The sequence below is a fragment of the Aeromonas rivipollensis genome, assembly GCF_037811135.1.
Classification (GTDB): domain Bacteria; phylum Pseudomonadota; class Gammaproteobacteria; order Enterobacterales; family Aeromonadaceae; genus Aeromonas; species Aeromonas rivipollensis.
This window is the reverse complement of record NZ_CP149130.1, coordinates 3,431,232-3,453,766: the sequence shown is the minus strand read 5'-3', so window position 1 is coordinate 3,453,766 and position 22,535 is coordinate 3,431,232. Positions and strand designations below refer to the sequence as shown.

21 protein-coding genes are annotated in these 22,535 nt (G+C 62.1%); 13 read left to right on the top strand and 8 right to left on the bottom strand.

Features of this window, described 5'->3' with window-relative positions; genetic code table 11:
• Positions 1-10: 10 nt before the first annotated feature.
• The 4 genes from WIR04_RS15665 (at position 11) to WIR04_RS15650 (ending at position 5,365) form a co-directional block, all read left to right on the top strand.
• Positions 11-1,735: a dipeptide ABC transporter ATP-binding protein gene (locus WIR04_RS15665; protein ID WP_025326035.1), complete on the top strand. Its 1,725-nt coding sequence runs from the start codon at positions 11-13 to the stop codon at positions 1,733-1,735.
• Between the two features lie 58 nt (positions 1,736-1,793).
• On the top strand, positions 1,794-3,350 hold the full coding sequence (locus WIR04_RS15660) for an ABC transporter substrate-binding protein (RefSeq protein ID WP_025326036.1): 1,557 nt from the start codon (positions 1,794-1,796) through the stop codon (positions 3,348-3,350).
• Positions 3,351-3,445: 95 nt separating this feature from the next.
• Positions 3,446-4,420 carry an ABC transporter permease gene (locus WIR04_RS15655; protein WP_025326037.1) on the top strand — a complete coding sequence of 325 codons (975 nt, stop codon included), beginning with the start codon at positions 3,446-3,448 and terminating at the stop codon, positions 4,418-4,420.
• A gap of 3 nt (positions 4,421-4,423) precedes the next feature.
• On the top strand, positions 4,424-5,365 hold the full coding sequence (locus WIR04_RS15650) for an ABC transporter permease (protein ID WP_025326038.1): 942 nt from the start codon (positions 4,424-4,426) through the stop codon (positions 5,363-5,365).
• Positions 5,366-5,441: 76 nt separating this feature from the next.
• Here the strand turns inward: WIR04_RS15650 and dxs are convergent, their stop codons facing one another.
• From dxs to xseB, 3 genes are read right to left on the bottom strand one after another with little or no spacing between them, the layout of a single operon-like run.
• Positions 5,442-7,307: a 1-deoxy-D-xylulose-5-phosphate synthase gene (dxs, locus tag WIR04_RS15645; RefSeq protein WP_338888123.1), complete on the bottom strand. Its 1,866-nt coding sequence runs from the start codon at positions 7,305-7,307 to the stop codon at positions 5,442-5,444.
• A 21-nt stretch (positions 7,308-7,328) separates the two neighbouring features.
• Positions 7,329-8,219, bottom strand: a complete 891-nt coding sequence (gene ispA, locus WIR04_RS15640; RefSeq protein WP_106887626.1) for a (2E,6E)-farnesyl diphosphate synthase — start codon at positions 8,217-8,219, stop codon at positions 7,329-7,331.
• Positions 8,220-8,471, bottom strand: coding sequence for an exodeoxyribonuclease VII small subunit (gene xseB / locus WIR04_RS15635; RefSeq protein ID WP_025326041.1), 252 nt, complete (start codon positions 8,469-8,471; stop codon positions 8,220-8,222).
• Between the two features lie 234 nt (positions 8,472-8,705).
• Here xseB and pomA point away from each other — a divergent pair, with 234 nt between their 5' ends.
• The 7 genes from pomA (at position 8,706) to WIR04_RS15600 (ending at position 14,825) form a co-directional block, all read left to right on the top strand.
• The gene (gene pomA / locus WIR04_RS15630; RefSeq protein WP_106887625.1) at positions 8,706-9,464 is read left to right on the top strand and encodes a flagellar motor protein PomA; all 759 of its coding nucleotides are present in this window, start codon (positions 8,706-8,708) and stop codon (positions 9,462-9,464) included.
• Positions 9,465-9,472: 8 nt separating this feature from the next.
• The gene (locus WIR04_RS15625) at positions 9,473-10,366 is read left to right on the top strand and encodes a flagellar motor protein MotB (RefSeq protein WP_025326043.1); all 894 of its coding nucleotides are present in this window, start codon (positions 9,473-9,475) and stop codon (positions 10,364-10,366) included.
• Positions 10,367-10,755: 389 nt separating this feature from the next.
• Positions 10,756-11,127 (top strand): BON domain-containing protein, encoded by a 372-nt coding sequence (locus WIR04_RS15620; protein ID WP_338888116.1) that lies wholly within the window; start codon positions 10,756-10,758, stop codon positions 11,125-11,127.
• 165 nt (positions 11,128-11,292) lie between these two features.
• A complete protein-coding gene (locus WIR04_RS15615; protein ID WP_338888115.1) occupies positions 11,293-12,417 on the top strand; it encodes an MlaE family lipid ABC transporter permease subunit in 1,125 nt (374 codons plus the stop codon).
• Between the two features lies 1 nt (position 12,418).
• Positions 12,419-13,210 (top strand): ABC transporter ATP-binding protein, encoded by a 792-nt coding sequence (locus WIR04_RS15610; RefSeq protein WP_338888113.1) that lies wholly within the window; start codon positions 12,419-12,421, stop codon positions 13,208-13,210.
• Positions 13,207-14,160, top strand: a complete 954-nt coding sequence (locus WIR04_RS15605) for an MlaD family protein (protein ID WP_338888111.1) — start codon at positions 13,207-13,209, stop codon at positions 14,158-14,160. The genes WIR04_RS15610 and WIR04_RS15605 overlap by 4 nt, the downstream gene beginning before the upstream one ends.
• Entirely contained in the window at positions 14,157-14,825 is a 669-nt protein-coding gene (locus tag WIR04_RS15600) for an ABC-type transport auxiliary lipoprotein family protein (RefSeq protein ID WP_338888109.1), read from the top strand. Before WIR04_RS15605 ends, WIR04_RS15600 begins: the two co-directional genes overlap by 4 nt.
• 186 nt (positions 14,826-15,011) lie before the next feature.
• Here the strand turns inward: WIR04_RS15600 and WIR04_RS15595 are convergent, their stop codons facing one another.
• From WIR04_RS15595 to WIR04_RS15575, 5 genes are all read right to left on the bottom strand, one after another.
• Entirely contained in the window at positions 15,012-16,391 is a 1,380-nt protein-coding gene (locus tag WIR04_RS15595) for a sorbosone dehydrogenase family protein (RefSeq protein WP_338888107.1), read from the bottom strand.
• 235 nt (positions 16,392-16,626) lie between these two features.
• A complete protein-coding gene (locus WIR04_RS15590; RefSeq protein WP_338888105.1) occupies positions 16,627-18,663 on the bottom strand; it encodes a catalase in 2,037 nt (678 codons plus the stop codon).
• 452 nt (positions 18,664-19,115) lie between these two features.
• Positions 19,116-19,604, bottom strand: a complete 489-nt coding sequence (locus WIR04_RS15585) for a hemerythrin domain-containing protein (RefSeq protein WP_338888103.1) — start codon at positions 19,602-19,604, stop codon at positions 19,116-19,118.
• A 150-nt stretch (positions 19,605-19,754) separates the two neighbouring features.
• Positions 19,755-20,771 carry a hypothetical protein gene (locus WIR04_RS15580; protein ID WP_338888101.1) on the bottom strand — a complete coding sequence of 339 codons (1,017 nt, stop codon included), beginning with the start codon at positions 20,769-20,771 and terminating at the stop codon, positions 19,755-19,757.
• Between the two features lie 120 nt (positions 20,772-20,891).
• Positions 20,892-21,398, bottom strand: coding sequence for a DUF421 domain-containing protein (locus WIR04_RS15575; protein ID WP_025326053.1), 507 nt, complete (start codon positions 21,396-21,398; stop codon positions 20,892-20,894).
• A gap of 380 nt (positions 21,399-21,778) precedes the next feature.
• Here WIR04_RS15575 and WIR04_RS15570 point away from each other — a divergent pair, with 380 nt between their 5' ends.
• Together WIR04_RS15570 and WIR04_RS15565 are read left to right on the top strand one after the other, a co-directional pair.
• Positions 21,779-21,937 carry a hypothetical protein gene (locus WIR04_RS15570; protein WP_338888099.1) on the top strand — a complete coding sequence of 53 codons (159 nt, stop codon included), beginning with the start codon at positions 21,779-21,781 and terminating at the stop codon, positions 21,935-21,937.
• 78 nt (positions 21,938-22,015) lie between these two features.
• On the top strand, positions 22,016-22,393 hold the full coding sequence (locus WIR04_RS15565; RefSeq protein WP_025326054.1) for a PRC-barrel domain-containing protein: 378 nt from the start codon (positions 22,016-22,018) through the stop codon (positions 22,391-22,393).
• Positions 22,394-22,535: the final 142 nt, after the last annotated feature.

The following is a 22,535-nucleotide window of genomic DNA, read 5'->3' as shown; positions in this document are numbered from 1 at the left end:
AGAGGTAACCATGTCCTTGCTCGAAGTGAAAAACTTGCGGATCGAGTACCCCTCCCGCTATGGGGTGCTGGCCGCGGTCAAGGATCTCTCTTTTTCCGTGGAAAAAGGCGAGATCGTCGGCGTAGTCGGTGAATCAGGTGCCGGCAAGTCCACCATAGGCAATGCCGTCATCGATCTGTTGAGCCCCCCCGGTCGCATCGCCCGTGGCGATATCTACCTCAACGGCGAGCTCATCTCCGGCAAGAGCCAGAACGAGATGCGGGCCATCCGTGGCTCCCGTATCGGCTTCATCTTCCAGGATCCCATGACCTCCCTCAATCCGCTGTTCACCGTTGAACAGCAGTTGGTGGAAACCATACTGGCCAATACCGACCTCAATCGCGAGGCCGCCTTTGCCAAGGCCCTCGAGCTGATGGGGGCGGTCGGAATACCGCAGCCGGAAATCCGCATCAAGCAGTACCCGCACCAGTTCTCCGGTGGCATGCGCCAGCGGGTGGTCATCGCCATAGCGCTGTCGGGGGATCCCGAGCTCATCATCGCCGATGAGCCGACCACGGCGCTGGATGTCTCCATTCAGGACCAGATCCTCCAGCTCATCCGCAACCTCTGCAAGGAGCGTCAGGTGGGCTGCATGCTGGTGACCCACGACATGGGCGTGGTCTCCAACGTCACCGACAAGGTGGCGGTCATGTATCGCGGGGATCTGGTGGAGTTCGGCACCACCGAACAGGTGCTGGGTCGCCCCAGTCACCCCTATACCCGCAGCCTCATCTCGGCGGTGCCGCGCTCGGATGTGAAGCTGGTGCGCTTCCCCCTGGTCTCCTACATCGAGGATGCCGGTGCGCCGGATCTCAGCATCGATCTCAAGACCCACTGGCTCGGCCAGAGTCAGGACGAGCGCAGCTATGAAGGTGCCCTGCTGCGGGTGGAGAACGTGGATCTGAAGTTCGTCACCAAGGATTCCATCTTCCCGAGCCGCCGCCAGTACGTGCGCGCCTGCAACAACATCAGCTTCGAGATCTTCGAAGGGGAGACCTTCGGTCTGGTGGGGGAGTCGGGCTCCGGCAAATCCACCATAGCCCGCGCCATCACAGGCCTCTATCCGCCCGATACCGGCAAGATCTTCTTCGAGGGGATCGATCTCACCGCCCTGAAAGGGGAGCATGAGCGCCGCCCGCTGCGTCGCCAGATGCAGATGGTGTTCCAGAACCCTTACTCCTCGATGAACCCGCGCATGAAGGTGCGTGACATCATCGCCGAGCCGATCCGCTTCCACAAACTGGCGAGCAGCGAGAGCCAGATCGAGGGCATAGTGAGTGATCTGCTGGATCACGTCGGCCTCGGCCGCGGGGCCGGGGTCAAGTATCCCCACGAGTTCTCCGGTGGTCAGCGCCAGCGCATCTCCATCGCCCGCGCCCTGGCGACCCGACCGCGCTTCCTCATCTGCGACGAACCCACCTCGGCGCTGGATGTCTCGGTGCAGGCCCAGATCCTCAACCTGCTCAAGGATTTGCAGCAGGAGCTTGGGCTCACCATGCTGTTCATCAGCCACGATCTGCCGGTCATCCGCCAGATGTGCGATCGCATCGGCGTGATGCAGCACGGCCACCTGGTGGAGGTGGCGGAGACCGAAAAACTCTTTACCAATGCCGAGCATGAGTACAGCCGCAAGCTGATCTCCCTCATGCCGGAATTTAAGGGAATGTCCCGCGAGGGGCTGGAAATCGCAAGCTAGGAAAGCACCGGTTCGCCGGTTTGTCTGTCAATAAAAAGCCAAAAGCATGGAGAAAGACATGAAGAAAGGATTATCCAAGATCGCCATGGCGCTGTTCGCCGCTGGTCTCGCGTTCAACGTTTCTGCCGCCGACATCAAGGTTGCCGTCGCCTCTGACGCCACCTCGCTGGACCCGCAGGAGCAGCTCTCCGGTCAGACCCTGGAGATGTCTCACCTGGTGTTCGATCCCCTGATGCGTTACACCCAGGATCTGCAATTCGAGCCGCGTCTGGCCGAGAAGTATGAGCGCATCGACGACAAGACCGTCCGCTTCCACCTGCGCAAGGGTGTCAAGTTCCACTCCGGCAACGACTTCACCGCCGATGACGTGGTATGGACCGTCAACCGTCTGAAGGCCTCCCCGGACTTCAAGGCGATCTTCGACCCCATCGCCGAAGCCAAGAAGGTGGATGACTTCACCGTGGATCTCGTCACCGCCAAGCCCTTCCCGCTGGTGCTGCAGACCGTCACCTACATCTTCCCGATGGACTCCAAGTTCTACAGCGGCAAGGATGAAGCCGGCAAGGACAAGGCCGCCATCGTCAAGAACGGCGACTCCTATGCCTCTACCCATGTTTCCGGTACTGGTCCGTTCAGCGTCAAGTTCCGCGAGCAGGGCGTCAAGCTGGAGTATGCCCGCAACGCCAACTACTGGGACAAGGCCTCCAAGGGCAACGTCCAGAACCTGACCGTGGTGCCGATCAAGGAAGACGCGACCCGCGTAGCCGCCCTGCTGGGTGGTGACGTGGACATGATCTACCCGGTTGCCCCGAACGATCTGGAGCGCGTGAAGAACGGCAAGGATTCCCAGCTGGTGACCCTGTCCGGTACCCGCGCCATCATCATCGAGCTGAACCAGAACACCAACCCGGCGCTCAAAGACAAGCGCGTGCGTCAGGCAATCAACTACGCCATCAACCAGGTGGGCATAGTCGACAAGATCAACAAGGGTTTCGGTACCCCCGCTGGCCAGCTGAGCCCGAAAGGCTATGCCGGTTACAACGAGGCGCTCAAGCCCCAGTATGATCTGGCCAAGGCCAAGGAGCTGATGAAGGAAGCCGGTTACGAGAAGGGCTTCAAGATGACCTTCATCTCCCCGGCTGCCCGCTACGTCAACGACGTCAAGATCGCCCAGGCCGTCTCCGCCATGCTGTCCAAGATCAACATCAAGGTGGATCTGAAGACCATGCCGGTGGCCCAGTACTGGCCCGAGTTTGACAAGTGCGCCGCCGACATGCAGCTGATCGGCTGGCACTCCGACACCGAAGACAGTGCGAACTTCTTCGAGTTCCTGACCTTCACCAAGGATGCCAAGACCGGCATGGGTCAGTACAACTGCGGCGGTTATGCCAACGCAGAGGCTGACAAGATGGTGATGGAAGCGAACACCGAAACCGATCCGGCCAAGCGTGCCGCCATCCTGCAGAAGGTGGAAGCCATGCTGATCGACGACGCTGCCTACGTGCCCTTGCACTGGGAAGACCTGGCCTACGGTGCCAAGAAGAACGTCGACATCAAGCCGGTGGTCAACGTGATGAACTTCCCTTACCTGGGTGACCTGGTGGTCAACAAGTAAGTGAAGCGCTAAGGAAGGACCTGGCGGGGCGCCCATGGGTGCCCCGTCATTAACAGAAGCCTGTGCCAAGACACAGGCCACGTAGAAGGACAAGCATGTTTACATTCCTGCTGAAACGGTTCTATCAGGCCGTGATAGTGATGTTCGTCATCAGCCTGGTCGCCTTCTCCATCCAGGACAACCTGGGGGATCCGCTGCGCGAGCTGGTGGGACAATCCGTCTCCGAGTCCGTGCGCCAGGAGCTGCGCGACAAGATGGGCCTCAACGATCCCTTTTTGGTGAAATACAGCCGCTTCTTGCAGAACGCGGTGCAAGGGGATCTGGGCACCTCCTATTTCTTCAAGCGACCGGCCCTCGAGGTGATCCTCGACAAGCTGGTGGCTACCCTTGAGCTGGTGTTTGCCGCTGCGCTCATCATCGTCGTGGTCTCCATTCCGCTGGGGGTCTATTCGGCGATAAGACCGCGCAGTTTCCTGACCAAGCTCATCATGGCGGTGAGCAGCATCGGCATCTCGATCCCGGTCTTCCTGACCGCCATCATGCTGATGTACCTCTTCTCCATCCAGCTGGGCTGGCTGCCGGCCTATGGCCGTGGCGAGACCTACAACCTGCTGGGCTGGGAGTCGGGCTTCTTTACCTGGGACGGCATACTGCACCTGATCCTGCCTGCGGTCTCCCTCTCCTCCATCATGCTGCCGCTGTTCATCCGGCTGGTACGCTCCGAGATGCTGGAGCAGCTCTCCTCCGAGTACGTGAAGTTCGCCCGTGCCAAGGGGCTGGACAACAACAAGGTCTACTACAGCCACGCCCTCAAAAACACCATGCTGCCGGTCATCACCGTCGGCGGCGTGCAGATCGGCACCATGGTGGCCTACACCATACTGACCGAGAGCGTGTTCCAGTGGCCGGGGACCGGTTTCCTGTTCCTCGAGGCGATCCACCGGGTCGATACCCCGCTGATCACCGCTTACGTCATCTTCGTGGGCCTTATCTTTGTGGTGACCAATACCCTGGTCGACCTGCTCTACGGGTTCATCAACCCGACCGTCAACCTGACCGCCAAGGGGTAACAGATGACTAACGCTGTAACTGCAAGCCCAAGCCGTTGGGCGCGATTCAAGAACTCTGACATCGTCTACTACTTCCTGCGGGACAAGGTAGCCATGTTCAGCTTTGCGGTGTTCGTGGTGTTCGTACTGGCGGCGCTGCTGGCGCCCTGGCTGGCACCGCACAACGTCTATGACCAGACCAGCTTCGATCTGATGGATGCGGAGCTGCCTCCCTCCTGGCTGGAAGGGGGCGAGGCGCGCTTCTGGCTCGGTACCGACAACCAGGGTCGTGACATCTGGAGCACCATCCTCTATGGCGCCCGCATCTCGCTGACCATAGGCCTGTTTGCCGTCGGTCTGCAGCTGGTGCTCGGCATCGTCATCGGCCTTATCGCCGGTTACTTCGGTGGTCGCATCGACAACCTGCTGATGCGCTTTGCCGACGTGCAGCTGTCGTTCTCCACCATGATGGTGGCCATCATCATCTCCGCCATCTTCCAGGCGACCTTTGGCTCCGAGTTTTACTCTAAGTTCGCCATCCTGATGCTGGTAGTGATCATCGGCATCGCCGAGTGGCCCCAGTACGCCCGGACGGTACGCGCCTCCGTGCTGGCTGAGAAGAAGAAGGAGTACGTGGAAGCGGCCCAGGTGATGGGGTTCCGTGCCCCGCGCATCATGTTCCGCCACATACTGCCGAACTGCCTGTCGCCCATCCTGGTCATCTCCACCGTGCAGGTGGCGAACGCCATCATGAGTGAGGCGGCACTCTCCTTCCTGGGGCTGGGTATGCCGGTGGATCAGCCGTCGCTGGGGTCGCTGATCAGCGTGGGCTTCAACTACATCTTCTCCGGCTCCTGGTGGATCACCGCCTTCCCGGGCATCTGCCTGGTGGTGCTGGTGCTGGTCATCAACCTGTTGGGTGACTGGCTGCGGGATGTGTTTAACCCGAAGATCTACAAAGGGTAAGAAAGGTCAGACACGCAGAAAACAAGCAGGGCGCCATCAGGCGCCCTTCTTTTGTTTGATCGCGTTAACCGCTTGATCAGGCTTGCAGCCAGGCCTCTATGCTGGCCTGAATGCCCGTGGCATCCAGCCCCAGCTGGGCATAGATCTCCTCCTGGGTGCCTTGTTCCACGAAGCGATCCGGCAGCCCCAGATTGAGCACCGGTTTGCAATGCTTGGCACGCATCAGCAGCTCGTTCACCGCAGAGCCTGCCCCGCCCATGATGGCGTTGTCTTCTAGGGTGACGAACTGGTCGTGAGTGGCGGCCAAGGAGAGCACCAGCGCCTCGTCCATGGGCTTGACGAAGCGCATGTCTACCAGGGTGGCGTCCAGCGCCTCTGCGGCGGCCCTGGCCTGATGCAGCAGGGTGCCGAACGCCAGTATGGCCGTACCCTTGCCATCACGAACGACGCGGCCCTTGCCGAGTGCCAGCGCCTGCATCTCGCTCATGATCTCGCTGCCGCAGCCGCTGCCACGGGGGTAGCGCACCGCCGCAGGCTGGTTGCACTGATAGCCGGTGTAGAGCATCTGGCGGCACTCGTTCTCGTCGGACGGCGTCATCACCACCATGTTCGGCACTGTGCGCAGGAAGCTGATGTCGAAGGCCCCCTGATGGGTGGGGCCGTCGGCCCCCACCAGACCGGCCCGGTCGATGGCGAACAGCACCGGCAGGTTCTGCAGCGCCACGTCGTGGATCAGCTGGTCATAGGCCCGTTGCAGGAAGCTTGAATAGATGGCGACCACGGGTTTCTTGTCGGCGATGGCCAGGCCGGCGGCGAAGGTGACCGCATGCTGCTCGGCGATGGCCACGTCGAAGTAGCGATCCGGATACTGCTGGCTGAACTTGACCAGCCCCGAGCCCTCGCGCATGGCGGGGGTGATGCCGACCAGACGCTCGTCCTTGGCGGCCATGTCGCACAGCCACTGGCCGAAGATGGCTGAGAAGGTCGGCTTGCCGCCGGCACTCTTGGGCAGGGCGCACTCGTCCGGGTTGAACTTGGGCACGGCGTGATAGCCGATGGGGTCTTTCTCGGCGGGCTCGTAGCCCTTGCCCTTCTTGGTCTTGACGTGCAGCAGCTGGGGACCCTTGAGGTTGCGCATGTTGCGCAGGGTCTCGACCAGAGCGTGGATGTCGTGGCCGTCGATGGGGCCTATGTAGTTGAAGCCGAACTCCTCGAACAGGGTGCCTGGCACCACCATGCCCTTGAGGTGCTCCTCGGCCCGCTTGGCCAGCTCCTTGACCGGCGGCAGCCCCGCCAGCACCTTCTTGCCGCCTTCGCGGATGGTGGTGTAGAGCTTGCCGGACATCAGCCTGGCCAGGTGGTTGTTGAGCGCCCCGACATTTTCGGAGATGGACATCTCGTTGTCATTGAGCACCACCAGCATGTCCTTGTGGACATCGCCGGCGTGGTTGAGGGCCTCGAAGGCCATGCCCGCCGTGATGGCACCGTCACCTATGACGGCCACCACCTTGCGGCCCAGCCCCTCGCTCTCGGCGGCAACCGCCATGCCGAGGGCAGCACCTATGGAGGTGCTGGAGTGGCCCACGCTGAGCACGTCGTACTCGCTCTCTTCCCGCCAGGGGAAGGGGTGCAGGCCATCTTTCTGGCGAATGGTGTGAATGCGTTCGCGCCGACCGGTCAGGATCTTGTGGGGATAGGCCTGATGACCCACGTCCCACACCAAGCGATCGAAGGGGGTGTTGTAGACGTAATGCAGCGCCACCGTCAGCTCGACTGTGCCAAGGCCGGAGGCGAAGTGGCCGCTGGAGCGGCTCACCGAGCGCAGCAGATACTCGCGCAGCTCTTCGCACAGAATGGGCAGCCGCTCTTTGGGCAGGGATCGCAACTCGACCGGCGTATCCGCGAGGGCCAGGTTGGGGAAATCGCTAATATCAACGCTCATATTGTTACTGTTATCCAGCGTTTAGTGGGTTCGCTCGATGATGTAATCGGCAAACGCTTCCAGAATGTCGGTATTGTAGGGCAAGGATTGCAGGGCTGTTAAGGCCTTGTCATGCAGTTCGCGAGCCAGCTCACGGGCAGGGTCGAGACCGAGCAGGGCCGGATAGGTGCTCTTCTCCTGCGCCAGATCAGAGCCTTGCGGCTTGCCGAGGGTGGCGGTGTCGCCCGTGATGTCGAGGATGTCATCCTGCACCTGGAAGGCGAGCCCGATGGCGGCGGCATAGGTTTGCAGCGCGGCCAGGGTGGCAGGCGCCACGTCGGCCTTGCACAGGGCACCCAGGGTGACGGCGCACTCGATGAGGGCTCCCGTCTTGTGGCGGTGCACCTGCTCCAGCTCGGCCAGGCTGATGCGGCGGCCTTCGGCCTCCAGATCCAGCGCCTGACCGCCGCACATGCCGAGATAACCGGAGGCGCGGGCCAGGGCGCTCAGCATCCGTACCCGGTTGGCCAGCAGCTCGTCGGGGAGGGGATGGTCCGCCAGTATGGAGAATGCCAGGGTCTGGAGGGCATCACCGGCCAGGATGGCGGTACCTTCATCGAATGCCTTGTGCACTGTTGGCTGGCCGCGGCGCAGATCGTCGTTGTCCATGGCGGGCAGATCGTCGTGCAGCAGGGAGTAGGCGTGAATGCACTCCACAGCGGCGGCGGGACCATCGAGGCGCTCGCTTGGCACCCCCAGCATCTCGCCCACGGCGTAGACCAGGAAGGGGCGTACCCGTTTTCCGCCGAGCAGCAGGCCGTATTTCATCGCGTCCCGCAGGCGCGGCGCCATGGCGGGCAGAGCCTCAAGCTGTGCCGAGAGGCAGTCGTCGATGCGGCGCCGGTGCAGGCGGGAGAAATCGTCCAGGGTCACTCACTCCTCTCCTTGCTCTGATCGAAAGGGGACCGCCTGTTCGCTGCCGTCGGCCTGGGTCAGGAGGATCTGGATCTTCTGCTCGGCTTGCTCCAGCTTCTGCTGGCCGGCCCGCACCAGATGGATGCCCTGTTCGAATTGTTTGAGTGCTTCCTCGAGGGGGAGCGACCCCTGTTCGAGTTGATGCACTATGGTTTCCAGCTCTTCCAGGGTGGCATCAAAACTCAGACGGTCGATTTTTTTACTGGCCATGTCCATCCTCGGGGATTGAAAAAAACGGCTCATCTTAACATCGACCGGGCACAGGGGGGAGGCAGAAAAGTGTGCCGCCCTCAAACTATCCTGACCGCGGCCGATAACAAGGGGCTGGCATCCATCTATTGCCGACCTGTTATGAAGGCGTGCCGGGCTTGCTGCCCGAGGCGCAATAGCAGAAAATTCAACGCAATATAAATAAATGGCAAGTTCGGCGACAGGAGTAGGGATGTGGATTTAGGCAGTCTGATAGGCATAGTGCTGGGATTTGGGGTCGTGGTGTACGGCATGCTGCTGGGTGGCCCCATGAACATGTATGTGGATATGCCCTCGGTCTATATCACCATACTGGGCTCCCTCTTCATCTGCATGATGAAGTTCAACCTCAGCCAGTTCCTGATGGCGTTCAAGGTGGCGGGCAAGGCCTTCATGTACAAGGGCGACAAGCTCGACGATCTGATTGCCAAGGCGGTGGAGCTGGCAGACGCGGCCCGCAAGGGGGGCTTTCTGGCGCTGGAGGCGGCGGAGATCCCCAATGCCTTCATGAAGAAGGGCATCGACATGCTGGTGGACGGCCATGACGCCGACGTGGTGCGCGCCGTGATGGAAAAAGACATAGAGCTGACCTCGGAGCGCCACGTCATCGCCATCAAGGTGTTTCGCTCCCTGGGGGATCTCGGCCCCGCCATGGGCATGATAGGCACCCTGGTGGGGCTGGTGGCCATGCTGGCGAACATGAGTGATCCCAAGTCCATAGGACCGGCCATGGCGGTGGCCTTGCTGACGACCCTGTATGGCGCCATCGAAGCCAACATGGTGGCTATCCCTATTGCCGACAAGCTGGAGCTGCGCAGCGGCGAGGAGCAACTGAGCCGCACCCTGATCCTCGACGCCATCATGGGCATCCAGGACGGCCAGAACCCCCGCGTGATCCAGGCCATGCTGCAGAACTACCTCAACCAGTCCAAACGCAACAACGGGCTCGACTAGGAGGCCCCATGGCAAAGTGCAAGTGTCCGCCTCCCGGCCTGCCGGGCTACATGGGTACCTTCGCCGATCTCATGTCCCTGTTGATGTGCTTCTTCGTGCTGCTGCTCTCCTTTGCGGAGATGGATGTGCAGAAGTTCAAGCAGATCGCCGGTTCCATGGAGAAGGCGTTCGGGGTGCAGAACATTCTGGAGGTGAAGGATATTCCCAAGGGGACCTCGGTCATCGCTCAGGAGTTTCGCCCTGGCCGGCCTGAACCGACCCCCATCGACACCATCATGCAGCAGACCATCGACATGACCCAGACCGAGCTGGATTTTCAGCCCGGGGATGCGGATCAGGCGGGGGGGCATGACAAGACCGAGGGTCAGCAGAGCGGTGGCGACACCGCCCAGCAGGCCCAGAAGGCGCAGGCGCAGTCCAACGAACTGGCCAAGGCGCTGGCCGAGCAGATGCAGGCCCAGATCCAGGACGGGGCCATAGAGATAGAGGCGCTGGGTCAGCAGATCATCATTCGCATCCGCGAGAAGGCGGCGTTCCCGGCGGGCTCCGCCTTCCTGCAGCCCCAGTTCTGGCCGGTGATCCGTAAAGTGGCGACCCTGCTCAAGGATGTGCCCGGGGAGATCACCGTCTCCGGTCACACCGATGACGTCGCCACCGAAGACGAGCTGTTCCAGTCCAACTGGGAGCTTTCGTCCCAGCGGGCGGTGGCGGTGGCCCACCAGATGATCAAGGTGCCCGGCTTTGACGGCAACCGCCTGGTAGTGCAGGGAATGGCGGACTCCCAGCCGCTGGTGCCGAACAACAGCCCGGAGAACAGGCGCATGAACCGGCGGGTGGAGATCGCCATCATGCAGGGCAAACCGACGGTATCTGCCCCTATCGGGGTGGCTGATCCCAAGTAGCGTTCGCCAGAAAGCGCTATCCCGCTGGCAGCGGTTGTTTCCGATAACCGCTGCGTCTCTTTTCTGGTGAGCTCGAGTGGCCGAACAAAGGGCCTCCGCTCGCCGCATGTCCAGGTAAGTCGGGTGCGAACGGCGGGCGATTGAACCGCACCTCTGCGGTCCGCCCGCCCATCAGTCACTCCCAATGCGGCGCCTGTCGCGCGGCAAGGCTCCCTCATCTCCCCCTCCCTGATGTCATGCCGCTCCCCCGTGGCCTTGTCGACCTTCCTCGTTATGTACGATGCCGTACAGAACTGCGCGCTGCCCCGTGTTACATCTTCGTCACGGCGAATGGATAGCACCTGGGCTGCCAGACGTGCGTTTATTCAGCCCTCCAGGAAGGAACCACCATGAACCAGATCTTCAGTGCCAACCTGCTCCTCACCGGACTGCTGTTGCTCCCGTTAGCCAGCCACGGCGCCGAGCTCAACGACGACACCGATGCCGTGCAGTCGATGCCATCGGAATCGACGACCATGGAGTCCTCGACGATGGAATATGTCGAGGACTCGGTCATCACCACCAAGATCAAGGCGGGGCTCGCTGCCGAGCAGATGTCCAGCCTGATCAATATCCATGTCGATACCGATGAGGCCGGGGAGGTCACCCTGAGTGGCGGCGTGGCGGATCAGACGGCGCTGGACAAGGCCGTCGCGATTGCCACGGGCGTCGAGGGGGTGATCTCTGTCAAGAATGACATCAAGGTCGGGACCGAGCGCTAGGCAAACGCCCGACGACCTCTCATGGCAAGGCATCATGGTGCGCAGGGGAGCCTTTGAGCTGGGTGATCCGGCACGCTGCCTGCCTGGCTTCCGCCATCGGTCGACGGGGGCCCCTTGGCGTTTTGCCTGTTCGGGGTTGCCACTCTGTTGTCAGGGTGGCCAGCCTTGAACCTGACCATCACACCGGCGGCCATGAGCCGGACGATGCCGCAGGTGCTGGCGTTGTCGGGATCCTGGACTGCGCGCGGCATGGGCAGGCTGACAAGCGAGCTCGACGCCCTTGCCGCCCCGGCCGGAGAGAGTTGGGTCATCGACGCCTCTGGCATCGAGGCCCTCGATACGGCAGGGGCCTGGATCCTGCAAACACTGCTGCGCCGGCTGCGTGACGGTGCGGCTGGCGTCGAATTGCGCCAGTTGCGCCCTGAGTTCACCAGGCTGTTCGATGCCCTGGCTCAGGAGGCCGCACCGGGACCCGCGCCTGTACCCTCTCACCCTCTATCCCGCCTGGAAAGCCTGGGCCACGGCACGGCGACCCTGCTGGCACAAGGCTGCGCCCTGCTCGCTTTCATCGGCGAGTGCACCTTCGCCTTTGGTGGCTGGCTGGCCCATCCGACACGGATTCGCTGGCGCCCAATTCTTTACAACATCCGCAGCGCAGGTGTCGATGCCCTGCCCATCGTCGGTTTGCTCTCCTTTCTGCTCGGCATCGTCGTCGCCTATCAGGGGGCCGCGCAGCTGCGCCTCTATGGCGCCAACATCTTTGTCGTCGATCTGGTCGCGCTCTCGATGCTGCGAGAGTTTGCACCGCTGATCACCGCCATCATCGTCGCCGGCCGCTCAGGTTCCGCCTACGCGGCGCAGATCGGCACCATGGCGGTGACCGAGGAGATCGACGCCATGCGTACCATCGGCATTGCACCGCTCGACATGCTGGTGCTGCCCAAGGTACTCGCTCTCCTGATCACTCTCCCCCTGCTCACCCTCTTCGCCGGTCTCTTCGGCGTCCTGGGGGGCATGCTGATGGCGCACATCCAGCTGGACGTCGGCACGGCCGAATTCCTCGATCGCTTCGTCAAGACGGTGAGCGTCACGGATCTGCTGATCGGTATCGGCAAGGCGCCGGTATTTGCCGCCATCATCGTCACCGTTGGCTGCTTCCAGGGGTTTCAAACCAAGGGAGGAGCCGACAGTGTCGGACGGCAGACGACCCGTAGCGTCGTCCACTCCATCTTTATGGTGATAGTGGCCGATGCGCTCTTCTCGGTTGCCTTCAGCGCCCTGGATCTCTGAGATGAAGGCGCCAGATGGCAGTGTCACCCCGGCCATCATCATCAGCCAGCTGATGACGCGCTTTGGCGAGCATGTCGTCCATGACGGGATCGATCTGGTGGTCAACCACGGCGAGATCTTCGCGCTGATCGGCGGCTCGGGATCGGGCAAGTCGACCCTGCTGCGGGAGATCATCCTGCTTCAGCAACCCGAGTCGGGCTCGATCCGGGTGCTCGGGGTCGATCTCGCCAACATCGAAGACGCCGACGCCCTTGCCCTGCGCCAGCGCTGGGGGGTCATGTTTCAGAGTGGCGGCTTGTTCGGCTCCCTGACCGCCAGGGAAAACGTGGGCCTGCCGCTGCGTGAGCACACCGAACTCGCACAGGGGCTGATCGACGACATCGCCGACAGGAAGCTGGCGATGAGCGGCCTGGAGCCGGTCGTGGGTGATCAGTACCCGGCCGAGCTGAGCGGCGGCATGCTAAAGCGCGTCTCGCTGGCACGTGCCCTGGCCCTCGATCCCGAACTGCTCTTTCTCGATGAGCCGACCGCAGGTCTGGACCCCGAAAGCGCTGGTGAGATAGACAGTCTGATCCGCAAGTTACGCGATCTGTTCGGCCTGACCATTGTCCTTATCACCCACGATCTCGATCTGCTGTGGCAGGTGGCCGACCGCGTCGCCGTGCTCGGCGAGGGGAAGGTGCAGGGGATAGGGTCGATGACAGCGCTGGCAGAGATGGATCTGCCGGCAATCCGGCCATTCTTCGACGGCCCGCGAGGGCGGGCCGCCGAGCAACGCAGCGAGGGGACATGATGGAAACCAAGGTCAGTTACGCCCTGGTAGGGGGTTTTGTCGTCATCCTCGGCACCCTGCTGGTGGCCGTCATCCTCTGGCTCGCCTCGGGAGGGGCTTTCCAGAAGGCATACGATCTCTATCTGGCGATCTCGGAGGAGTCGGTCGCTGGCCTCAATCTCAATGCACCGGTCAAATACAACGGTGTCGATGTCGGCAGGGTCAGGCAGATACGGCTCGATCCGGCCAATCCCGAGCAGGTCAATCTGCTGTTCGCCATCGAGCGAGGCACGCCGATCAGGCAGGACACTGTGGCCGTGCTCAAGACACAGGGCCTGACGGGGATCGCCTACGTCGAGCTGAGCGGCGGGGCCAGCGACATGCCCCTGTTGCAGGCCAGCGCCGGCTATGAGTATCCGGTGATCCGCACCAATCCCTCTCTCGCCGCTCGCCTCGAGAACGTCCTCACCAGCGTGCTGGCCAAGCTGGACAGTACCTCGAACAGCCTCAATACCCTGCTCGGTCCGGAGAATCAGGCCGCCTTCCAGAGCACCCTGACCGACATTGCCCGGGTGGCGCATACCCTGGCCGCGCGCAACGAGAGCATAGATGCCGGCCTGATGGATGCGGCCAGGGTGATGAAAAACAGCGCGAGTGCGAGCGACGAGCTCGCCCCCCTGATCGCGCGTATCGGGCGGGCGGCGGATGCCGTCGAGAAGATGGGCAATGAGATCGCCGGCACCAGTGCCAGCGCAGGCAAGACCCTCAACGCGGTCGGCAGCGACATCAATCGCTTCACGGCGGAGACCCTGCCCCAGCTGGAACGCCTGCTCGGTGAGCTCAGCGTGCTGACGACCTCGCTGCGCCGCCTCAGCGAGCAGACCGAACGCAACCCCTCCGGACTCCTGTTCGGCCACAAGCCGGTACCGGATGGCCCCGGAGAATCATCCGAAGGAGGGCAACAGCCATGATCCGCCAGCCACCACTTCCCTTCACCCGGCTCGCCGTCGCCGCGCTGTTGCTGCTCCTGCCCGCTGCCTGCAGCATGTTCGATGGGGCCAAGGTGCCGCCACCAGCCTTCTATTCGCTCTCCGGGGTGGGCGCATCCCCCCCGACCAAGGCCGCAGCGGCCAGACTGGACGCCGCGCCTACGCTGATCGTCAACCCGCCGCGTGCCGCCCCCGGTTTCGACAGCCAGCGGATCATCTACGTTCGCGAGCCCTATCAGCTGGAGTATTTCGCGCACAGTGAATGGATCGATACGCCCGCCCGGATGATAGCCCCGGGCATCGTCGCCGCGCTCGAGGGCACGGGGGCCTTTCGCGCCGTCGTCCTGGCCCCCAGCGCGGCTGCGGGGGATCTGCGCCTCGATGTCGAAATCATCCGCCTGCAGCAGGAGTTCGACAGGTCACCCAGCCGTACCCGCTTCACGCTGCGGGCCTATCTGGTGGACAGTGACAGTCGCCAGGTGCTGGCCTGGCGCGAATTCGACGAGACAGTGCCAGCACCGCAGGCCAATCCCTACGGCGGCGTGATGGCGGCCAATAGTGCCGTTCAGCAGGTCGTGCAGCGCCTGGCCAGCTTCTGTGCCGACGCCACGGGCAACTGGCGCCCCTCACCCGGGGCGCACCGCTGAACCGCAGACGTGGCAGAGAAAAGAGGACAGCTACAGGCCGGAGAGCAGCAGGCTCCCTCGGTTCTGAAATCTGAATGGGTTTTCATCTTGATGCCCGAGGCTCAGCCTCTCCTGTCGGCGGGCTGTGTCGCCTCGGGGCCTTGCCGGCGGTAGCCGGGGAGGGTATCGAGCAAGTGGTGCTCTGATTTAACGCAGCATCAGCGAGCCATTGGTCAGGTGCCGGGCTCCCAGGTGCCAGATGGTATTGCCCACATCATCTGCCACCAGCAAGGCGCCCTGACTGTCCAGGATCACCCCCACCGGCCGGCCGAGTGCATGGCCTTTCTCGCTGAGGAAGCCGGTCAGCACATCGATGGGTAAACCGACGGGCTTGCCCTCATGAAAGGCGACAAACACCACCTTGTAGCCGCTGTGCGGCTTGCGGTTCCAGGAGCCATGCTGGCCGAAAAACATCCCCTCGGTAAAGGGCGAGGGCAAGGAGGTGCCCGCAGAGGATGCCAATCCCAGCGACGCGGTATGGGGGCCCAGGGCATAGTCAGGGGGGATCGCCATGGCCACCAGATCGGGTCTTTGCGGCGTTACCCGCTCATCCAGGTGCTGGCCATAGTAGCTGTAGGGCCACCCATAGAAGCCGCCGTCCCGCACCGACGTCATGTAGTCGGGAACCAGATCGCTGCCGAGTTCATCCCGCTCGTTCACCGTGGTCCACAAGGCGCCGCTGTGCGGCTCCCAGGCCAAGCCGTTGGGGTTGCGCAAGCCGGAAGCAAAGATGCGATGGGAGCCGCTCGCAAGATCGACTTCCCAGATGGCCGCTCGCTGCGCTTCTGCGTCCATGCCGCGTTCAGCTACATTGCTGTTGGAGCCGACCGTGACATAGAGCTTGTCTCCCTCCAGGCTTGCGATGAGGTTTTTGGTCCAGTGATGATTGATGGGCCCCGCCGGCAGGGTCACCAGAGTGGTGCCGGGCGTGGCAATATGGGTATCACCGGGTCGATAGGCGAACCGCACCACCGCGTCGGTATTGGCGACGTAGAGATAACTCCCCACCAGGGCCATGCCGAAAGGGGAGTTCAAACCTGTCAGCAGGACAGAACGCAGATCCGCTACGCCATCGCCATCGGTATCACGCAACAGCGTGATGCGATTGGCACTTTTTGTTGCCGCGCCCGCCTGCTTCATGAACAGCCCCATCACCCAACTCTTGATCCCCTTGGCCTCTTCCGGCCTGGCGGGAGCATTGGTCTCCGCCACCAGGACATCGCCATTGGGCAGCAGATACAGCCAGCGGGGATGATCCAGCCCTCGGGCGAAGGCGGTCACGCGTATGCCGGGGGCGGCTATCGGCATCTCGCCAGGTGCCCACCCCTCCGCCGGGGCAATGTTGATGGTCGGGATCAGGGTGTGTTGTGGCGAAAGCAGCGTGGGCGATGATCCAGAACCTGCCGCGACCGGTTGCTGGGCGGACTCGCTGCAGGCCGCAAGCGCCAGGATCGCCCCGCCGGCCGCCAGGCCAATCCATCCGCGGCGGACTCGAGTCAGGCCAGATGCAGAGATGGTCAGTTTCATGGCCGCGACGCCATCAGCAACGGCAGGCTGACCCTGTTCTGCACTGTTCCCCCGTTGCCGCCGGGGATATACCCCCCAGGCCGGTCATGCGGCCAAGGGGCAACGGTGTCAAGCCGCGTCAACATCAGCAGAATCTGCAGTTGGGTTTCCCGGTTCATGTTCTTGCTCCTTGAGGGGCCACGAGAGGCGAGTCTAGGTGGCTCGCCTCGACGTCGACTCGAGATCCGGATCGTCCTCAGATACGAGGTGGGTCACTCTCACGTGCCGAGTGACGATGTTTACCAGCTGCGGTGATGAAGGTTGCCGTCCCCTCATCTACAGTATCGGCGCTGGCCAGCACTATGCCCGGATCTGGCTCGCCCGATGCCAAGGTGGGTGCGATACCCGCCTGATCGAGCAGGGCCTTCCCGGCGCCGAGGGCCAGGATGGTCTTGCCATGGCGATACTGGTTGGTCACAAACTCCACCGTCTGACCGTAGCCGGCGAGCCGCGTTACCCCATCCCCGCCATCGGGCAAGACCAGCGCGTCGAACAGGACTGACGCAGCATTCTCCAGGGTACCGGTCGCCTCCAGTGACTGGCCGTCGGCGCAGTTAACCGGTCCTAGGCGGGGCCCGATCATGCACGTCACAGCGCCGGCAGCGGTGATGGCGGCCTGAATGACCAGGGCACTGGCGCCCACAATCCCGTCGGCGATCAGGATCGCCACCTTGCGGGTACGGATCCCGCCGTCGCCGGGGTGCGCCATGAGTGACAGGGCAGACGACAGGGTTACCTCGGGGGAGACCGCCTTCGCCAACGCCGTCGGCATGGCCGCGGGCACTTTGATGCCAAGGCCGGTGGCGATCTTTGTCGCCATGTCGGCGGAGACGTTCACCAGCGAGGCCAGCATGCGTTGCCGGATGGCCGGCACCGACACCTTGCTCAGTTCGAAGCGGAAGGCCGCGATGATGTGCGCCTTTTCGACCTCGGTCTGGCTCTCGTAGAACAGGGTGGCTTGACTGTAGTGGTCGGCAAATTTTTCCGGTTTGCCACGCAGCTTGTCCCCATCGAGCTGTTGCGGGAAGGAGACGAACCCCGCCGTACCGGCCTGGAAGGGGCAACCACCGCCGAGGGAGTTGGGCTCGTAGGCGACTCTGCCGCGGGGGATGGCCTGACGGTGCAAGCCGTCACGCTGGTTGTTGTGGACGGGGGCCAGTGGGGCGTTGATCGGGATCTCGTGGAAGTTTGCCCCACCCAGCCGGGTGATCTGGGTGTCGACATAGGAGTGGATCCGGCCCGCCAGCAAGGGATCGTTGCTGAAGTCGATGCCGGGCACCACATGGGCGGTACAGAAGGCGACCTGCTCGGTTTCGGCAAAGAAATTGTCGGGGTTGCGGTTGAGCACCATGCGGCCAACCGGCGTCACCGGCACCAGCTCCTCGGGGACTATCTTGGTGGCGTCGAGCACATCGAAGCTGAAGCCTTCGGCCTGGGCGTCGGTGAATATCTGCAGGCCGAGCTCCCACTCCGGGTATTCGCCTGCTTCGATGGCATCCCACAGATCGCGGCGATGGAAGTCGGCATCGGCACCGGCGAGCTTGACCGCCTCATCCCAGACCAGCGAATGGGTACCGAGTTTGGGTGTCCAGTGGAATTTGACGAAATGCGACTCGCCCGCCGCATTGACCAGCCGGAAGCTGTGTACGCCGAAGCCCTGCATCATCCGGTAGCTGCGTGGAATACCACGGTCGGACATCACCCACATCAGCGTGTGGGTGGTCTCCGGCATCAACGAGGCAAAATCCCAGAAGGTGTCGTGGGCCGATGCCGCTTGCGGCATACCGTTGTGCGGTTCGGGTTTGACGGCATGGATGAGATCCGGAAACTTCATCGCGTCCTGGATGAAGAAGACCGGGATGTTGTTGCCCACCAGATCCCAGTTGCCCTCGTCGGTGTAGAACTTGACGGCGAAACCGCGCACGTCACGCGCCGTATCTACCGAGCCCCGTTCGCCGGCGACGGTGGAAAAGCGCACGAAGACCGGTGTGATCTTGCCCGCAGCCTGGAAGGGGGCCGCGCGAGTGAGCTCGGTGAGCGGCTGGTAGGCTTCGAAATAGCCGTGAGCAGCCGAGCCGCGCGCATGCACTATGCGTTCAGGGATTCGTTCGTGATCGAAATGGGTGATCTTCTCTCGCAGGATGAAGTCTTCGAGCAGGGTCGGCCCGCTCAGACCCGCTTTGAGCGAGTGCTGGTTGTCACCGACCGCCACGCCCTGATTGGTCGTCAGCACCTGCCCCGTGCCATAGCTCCGCGCCCTGTCGAGCACGCCGGGCGCGGCGGCAGGGCCGGCGGTTGTGCCATCGCCGCTCTTTGCCGACGGGTTGGTTTCGCTGAGGGTACTGGCCGACGCCAGGGCCGACGAAGGTGTTACCGTCTGTCCGGTGGGCGGCGTGATGGCATTGTCACGCCCGAACTCCTTGCGCTTGTTGACGTTGTGCTGCATCGAACTCGCGAGTGCCTCTACGGCGGCGGCTTGTTGCGCAACCGCGTCGGCAGCCTCGAGTTTCGTTACCGGAGTGGGTCGCAGCTTGGCAGCCCTCGGTTGGGGATCCGTCTTTTTCATGGCGCCATCCTGATTGCTCGCCGCTGCCACCGAGTGAAGGTGGTGAACGGCATTGAAGGGAAGCGCGATCAGGCACAAAGGGCCTGGTCGCTCCTTATTGGGTGAGCAGTTGGCTAGTGTCAGCCCAGAGCTGCGAGCAGATCGGCCTTGCGCGCTGCCATCCTGGCGCCGAGTTTGGCCAGATCCAGCGAGCTGGCCTTGACCTTCGGGAACATCTCGCTCTGCTCCTCCTCGACGTGATGCTCAACGTATTCGGAGAGCACCTTCACCTTGGCGTCGTACATCTCGCCATCGGGTTCGAGGCCTTCGAGCTGGGCGATCAGATCCTTGATGCCACCATGTTCAACGGTGGCTTCCGGTAGCAACAGCTTGTCCTTCAATACTGCCTTGATGGCGGGGTAGAAGATCTCTTCCTCGATCTGGGTATGCACCGTCAAGGCGCGGCAAATCTCGGTGACGAGCGCCCTCTTCTTGGCGTTGGAACGCGTCTTTTCGTACTCGGCAAACAGGCCGCTGACGGTACGATGGTCGGCCCTCAGCAACGCGATGGCATCCTTTTCGGCTGTGGCTGGTTTCGGTGTAGTGGCGATCTCGGTGGCAGTTTTCATGGTAATTCCTTGATTTTTTGAAGGTGAATAATGTTCCCTCAATGCGCGAACAGTGCGATGAGGATGATGATCGGGATGGGGATGCCCAGTAACAGCAATATGAGTGAACGCATAGTCGGACCTCTTGATGTGTAGGCTTGAAGGGGATGGTCAGGCGTCACGCCGTCTGCCACCGCAGGTTGCGGCCAGGCTGGCGACGAAGGCACCTATGAGCAAGGAGACAAAGGTCCACAACGCCGCGTATGCCGACGCCGCACGTGCCTTGTCGGCGGCATCTTTGGCGGCCACTTCGGCATCGTTCAGTGTTGCCTGGACGCGCCCGTAGACGTCCGTCACGCGCTTCTCGGCCTCTTGTTGCGACAAGCCTGTGCGTTGGGCAACGAGCTGGCCTACGTAGCGTACGTCCTCAGGGGGCAGGGGGCCGGTGCGGCTGACGTTCATGAAGATACGCCCCACCTCAGAGACCTGATTGGCCATCTCCCGTTCTGAGGCTTCGGCAGGCAGGGTGACCCCGTTCTCCTCGGTCAGACCGGCCGCCTCGGCCCTTGTATCCCTGCGAAACAGGGAGTTGACAAAGTAAGCCATGGGCCCACTCTCTCCAGACGCCATCTGCCCGGATGCCGCCAAGCCGCCCGCCGCTACTGTGGCAGTGGTGGCTACCCCGCCCACGACCGAGGCCCCGGCCTGGATACCCCCATTCAGGATGGATCCGACCGCCGACGTCAGCAGCGCTGCGGTGGCTAGCGAGGCCACTGCCCAGGAGAGGAACCCGTGTGCGGTATCGCGAAAATAGATCTCGTCGGTGTGGGTATCCATCCATTTGGTGCGCAGCCGGCCGGCCAGGTAGCCACCCACTGCGGAGGCAAACAGTTGTGTGAGCGTGAGCCAGAGGATGGTTGATACACCAAAGCTGGTGGCGCTGATCCCTTCAAATGACCATGGCGATACCGATGAGAGGCCTAAGCCGACACCGAGGATCAGCATGATCAATGAGAGGGCCGCGCCCGCCGCGGCACCAGCAGCGATAGCCCCCCACGAGACGGCGCTGGTCAGCGTACTTGAGGTATCGATGTGGGCCTCGGCATCAGCCAGGGCGTATCTGCGCTCTCGCGCGGCAAGTTCCCGTGTGGCTAATGGTGGGGAATTGGCAGTCATGTCAGTGTCCATTTCAGACTCCTTAGGGGGAATGTCAGTTCGGAAAACGTCATGCCTTATCGCGGGGCATGAGTTGCACGGTAGGCTTTCGGGGTGGCCCGGTCGGTGCTATGGCGCACATAAGCCGGGCCTTTATTGGGGGGGAGTGCTCGTCTCCTGCTTGATCAGACTTATCTCGCCATCGCCCTCGAGATACATGCGCTTGACCCGCGCGATGTCATCGACGCCCTCCTGGCGGATCTTCGCGCTCAACTCTTCCTCGGTAATGAATTCACGGCGCATGTTTCGCCGCAGCATCTTGCCGTCGCGGACCAGGCATATGCGCTGTGCCGACGTGAAGCGACGGACCGCCGGAAAGTGGAAGCTCAGGAAATCCAGCAGGTAGCTCCAGAACACCAGGGTCGCGATAAGCACCATGCCGTCCGTGGTCGAGGTGGCGCTGCCGATCATCGCGTTCTGCGCCGCGTCACCGAGGATCGCCACAAACAGAAAGTCGCTGAGCCCGAGCGTACCGATATCGCGTCTCAGCACGAACCGCAGGACTACGAACAGGAACCAATAGATCAAGGTTCCCCGCAGCATCAGTTGTAGCGGCGATACCGTGAAGGAAAGCACGCCGTTCAAGTCAAGGTCGAACATGTCTGTGGTCCGGGTTGATCCTGGGTGGGGTACCCAGCAGGACTGGACGGGAGCGAGGCAGTGCCTGCACCCGATGTGCGCGGCCTTTGTGAATGCAGCCCGCAGCATCGCTCAGCGAGCCTACCGGTCAGGAGGCGCTCATCCCGACGTTATCAATCCTGATGAACCTTGATCTGTGCGATGGCGAACGCAAGGGGGTCTCCCGATAGGTGGGTATCTCTTCGGGGCGGGCCCACAGCATGGCGAACTTGCCGGGTCCGTTCTCTATGTGGGTCAACGTACAGACCCCCTGTTCCGTGGGGCTTATGCTCACGATGGTTGGTGCGGGATCCCATGTTGCTTCTCGCACCCCTCATCCAACTGACTATCAGGAGTTCATCATGAACAAGGACCAACTCAAGGGTCGTACTGAAGAGACCAAAGGCAAGGGCAAGGACGACAAGGAATCAAAGGGTGCGATTCCAGCGTCTGCCGGCAAACGCCAGGCAGCCCCCGACGATAGAAAAGATGACCGCAAGGACGCCAGAAAGGGGAAATAAATCGTTACCGCGTTGGTTAGCTTGCTGCCAACGCTCTTTTCCCCTCACGCCTTCTTCCAATAATGTCAGGAGCATCAAATGAACAATATCATTCCAACCAAAACCGGTCGTCAGCTTGGGTCAAGAGTACTCAGCGCCAGCACGCTCAATGGCGACGATGTGTACGACCCGAGAGGTGAAAAGCTGGGCAGCATCAAGGAGCTCATGCTGGATATCGACAACGGCAAGGTGTGTTATGCAGTGCTCTCCTTCGGCGGTTTCCTCAGCCTCGGCGAGAAGCTGTTTGCCGTACCCTGGAGCGCCCTGAAGGTCGATACTGAAAACAAGCGCTTCATCATGGATACCACTGAGGAGCGCATGAAGAATGCCCCTGGGTTTGATAGCGACAACTGGCCCAACATGGCAGATACCTCTTGGGAAAAGAGCATCTACAGCTATTACGACTCCAGGTACTGAGGTGGTTTTGCAAGCTGGCTTGATGTTGGTCTGCCTTTTGATCCCCTTCGACCGATGATCGCCAGCAAGGCATGGAAACGTGTCTGCAAGCAGGACTTCACCTAGGCAAGGCGAGGCTCGATGCGGTGGTGAGCCTGATCAG

Excerpts from the sequence above, each read along its gene's own strand:
- WIR04_RS15665 (WP_025326035.1), top strand. The coding sequence starts at position 11 with ATGTCCTTGCTCGAAGTGAAAAACTTGCGGATCGAGTACCCCTCCCGC.
- WIR04_RS15660 (WP_025326036.1), top strand. The coding sequence starts at position 1,794 with ATGAAGAAAGGATTATCCAAGATCGCCATGGCGCTGTTCGCCGCTGGT.
- WIR04_RS15655 (WP_025326037.1), top strand. The coding sequence starts at position 3,446 with ATGTTTACATTCCTGCTGAAACGGTTCTATCAGGCCGTGATAGTGATG.
- WIR04_RS15650 (WP_025326038.1), top strand. The coding sequence starts at position 4,424 with ATGACTAACGCTGTAACTGCAAGCCCAAGCCGTTGGGCGCGATTCAAG.
- dxs (WP_338888123.1), bottom strand. The coding sequence starts at position 7,307 with ATGAGCGTTGATATTAGCGATTTCCCCAACCTGGCCCTCGCGGATACG.
- xseB (WP_025326041.1), bottom strand. The coding sequence starts at position 8,471 with ATGGCCAGTAAAAAAATCGACCGTCTGAGTTTTGATGCCACCCTGGAA.
- WIR04_RS15625 (WP_025326043.1), top strand. The coding sequence starts at position 9,473 with ATGGCAAAGTGCAAGTGTCCGCCTCCCGGCCTGCCGGGCTACATGGGT.
- WIR04_RS15620 (WP_338888116.1), top strand. The coding sequence starts at position 10,756 with ATGAACCAGATCTTCAGTGCCAACCTGCTCCTCACCGGACTGCTGTTG.
- WIR04_RS15610 (WP_338888113.1), top strand. The coding sequence starts at position 12,419 with ATGAAGGCGCCAGATGGCAGTGTCACCCCGGCCATCATCATCAGCCAG.
- WIR04_RS15605 (WP_338888111.1), top strand. The coding sequence starts at position 13,207 with ATGATGGAAACCAAGGTCAGTTACGCCCTGGTAGGGGGTTTTGTCGTC.
- WIR04_RS15600 (WP_338888109.1), top strand. The coding sequence starts at position 14,157 with ATGATCCGCCAGCCACCACTTCCCTTCACCCGGCTCGCCGTCGCCGCG.
- WIR04_RS15595 (WP_338888107.1), bottom strand. The coding sequence starts at position 16,391 with ATGAAACTGACCATCTCTGCATCTGGCCTGACTCGAGTCCGCCGCGGA.
- WIR04_RS15585 (WP_338888103.1), bottom strand. The coding sequence starts at position 19,604 with ATGAAAACTGCCACCGAGATCGCCACTACACCGAAACCAGCCACAGCC.
- WIR04_RS15580 (WP_338888101.1), bottom strand. The coding sequence starts at position 20,771 with ATGGACACTGACATGACTGCCAATTCCCCACCATTAGCCACACGGGAA.
- WIR04_RS15575 (WP_025326053.1), bottom strand. The coding sequence starts at position 21,398 with ATGTTCGACCTTGACTTGAACGGCGTGCTTTCCTTCACGGTATCGCCG.
- WIR04_RS15570 (WP_338888099.1), top strand. The coding sequence starts at position 21,779 with ATGAACAAGGACCAACTCAAGGGTCGTACTGAAGAGACCAAAGGCAAG.
- WIR04_RS15565 (WP_025326054.1), top strand. The coding sequence starts at position 22,016 with ATGAACAATATCATTCCAACCAAAACCGGTCGTCAGCTTGGGTCAAGA.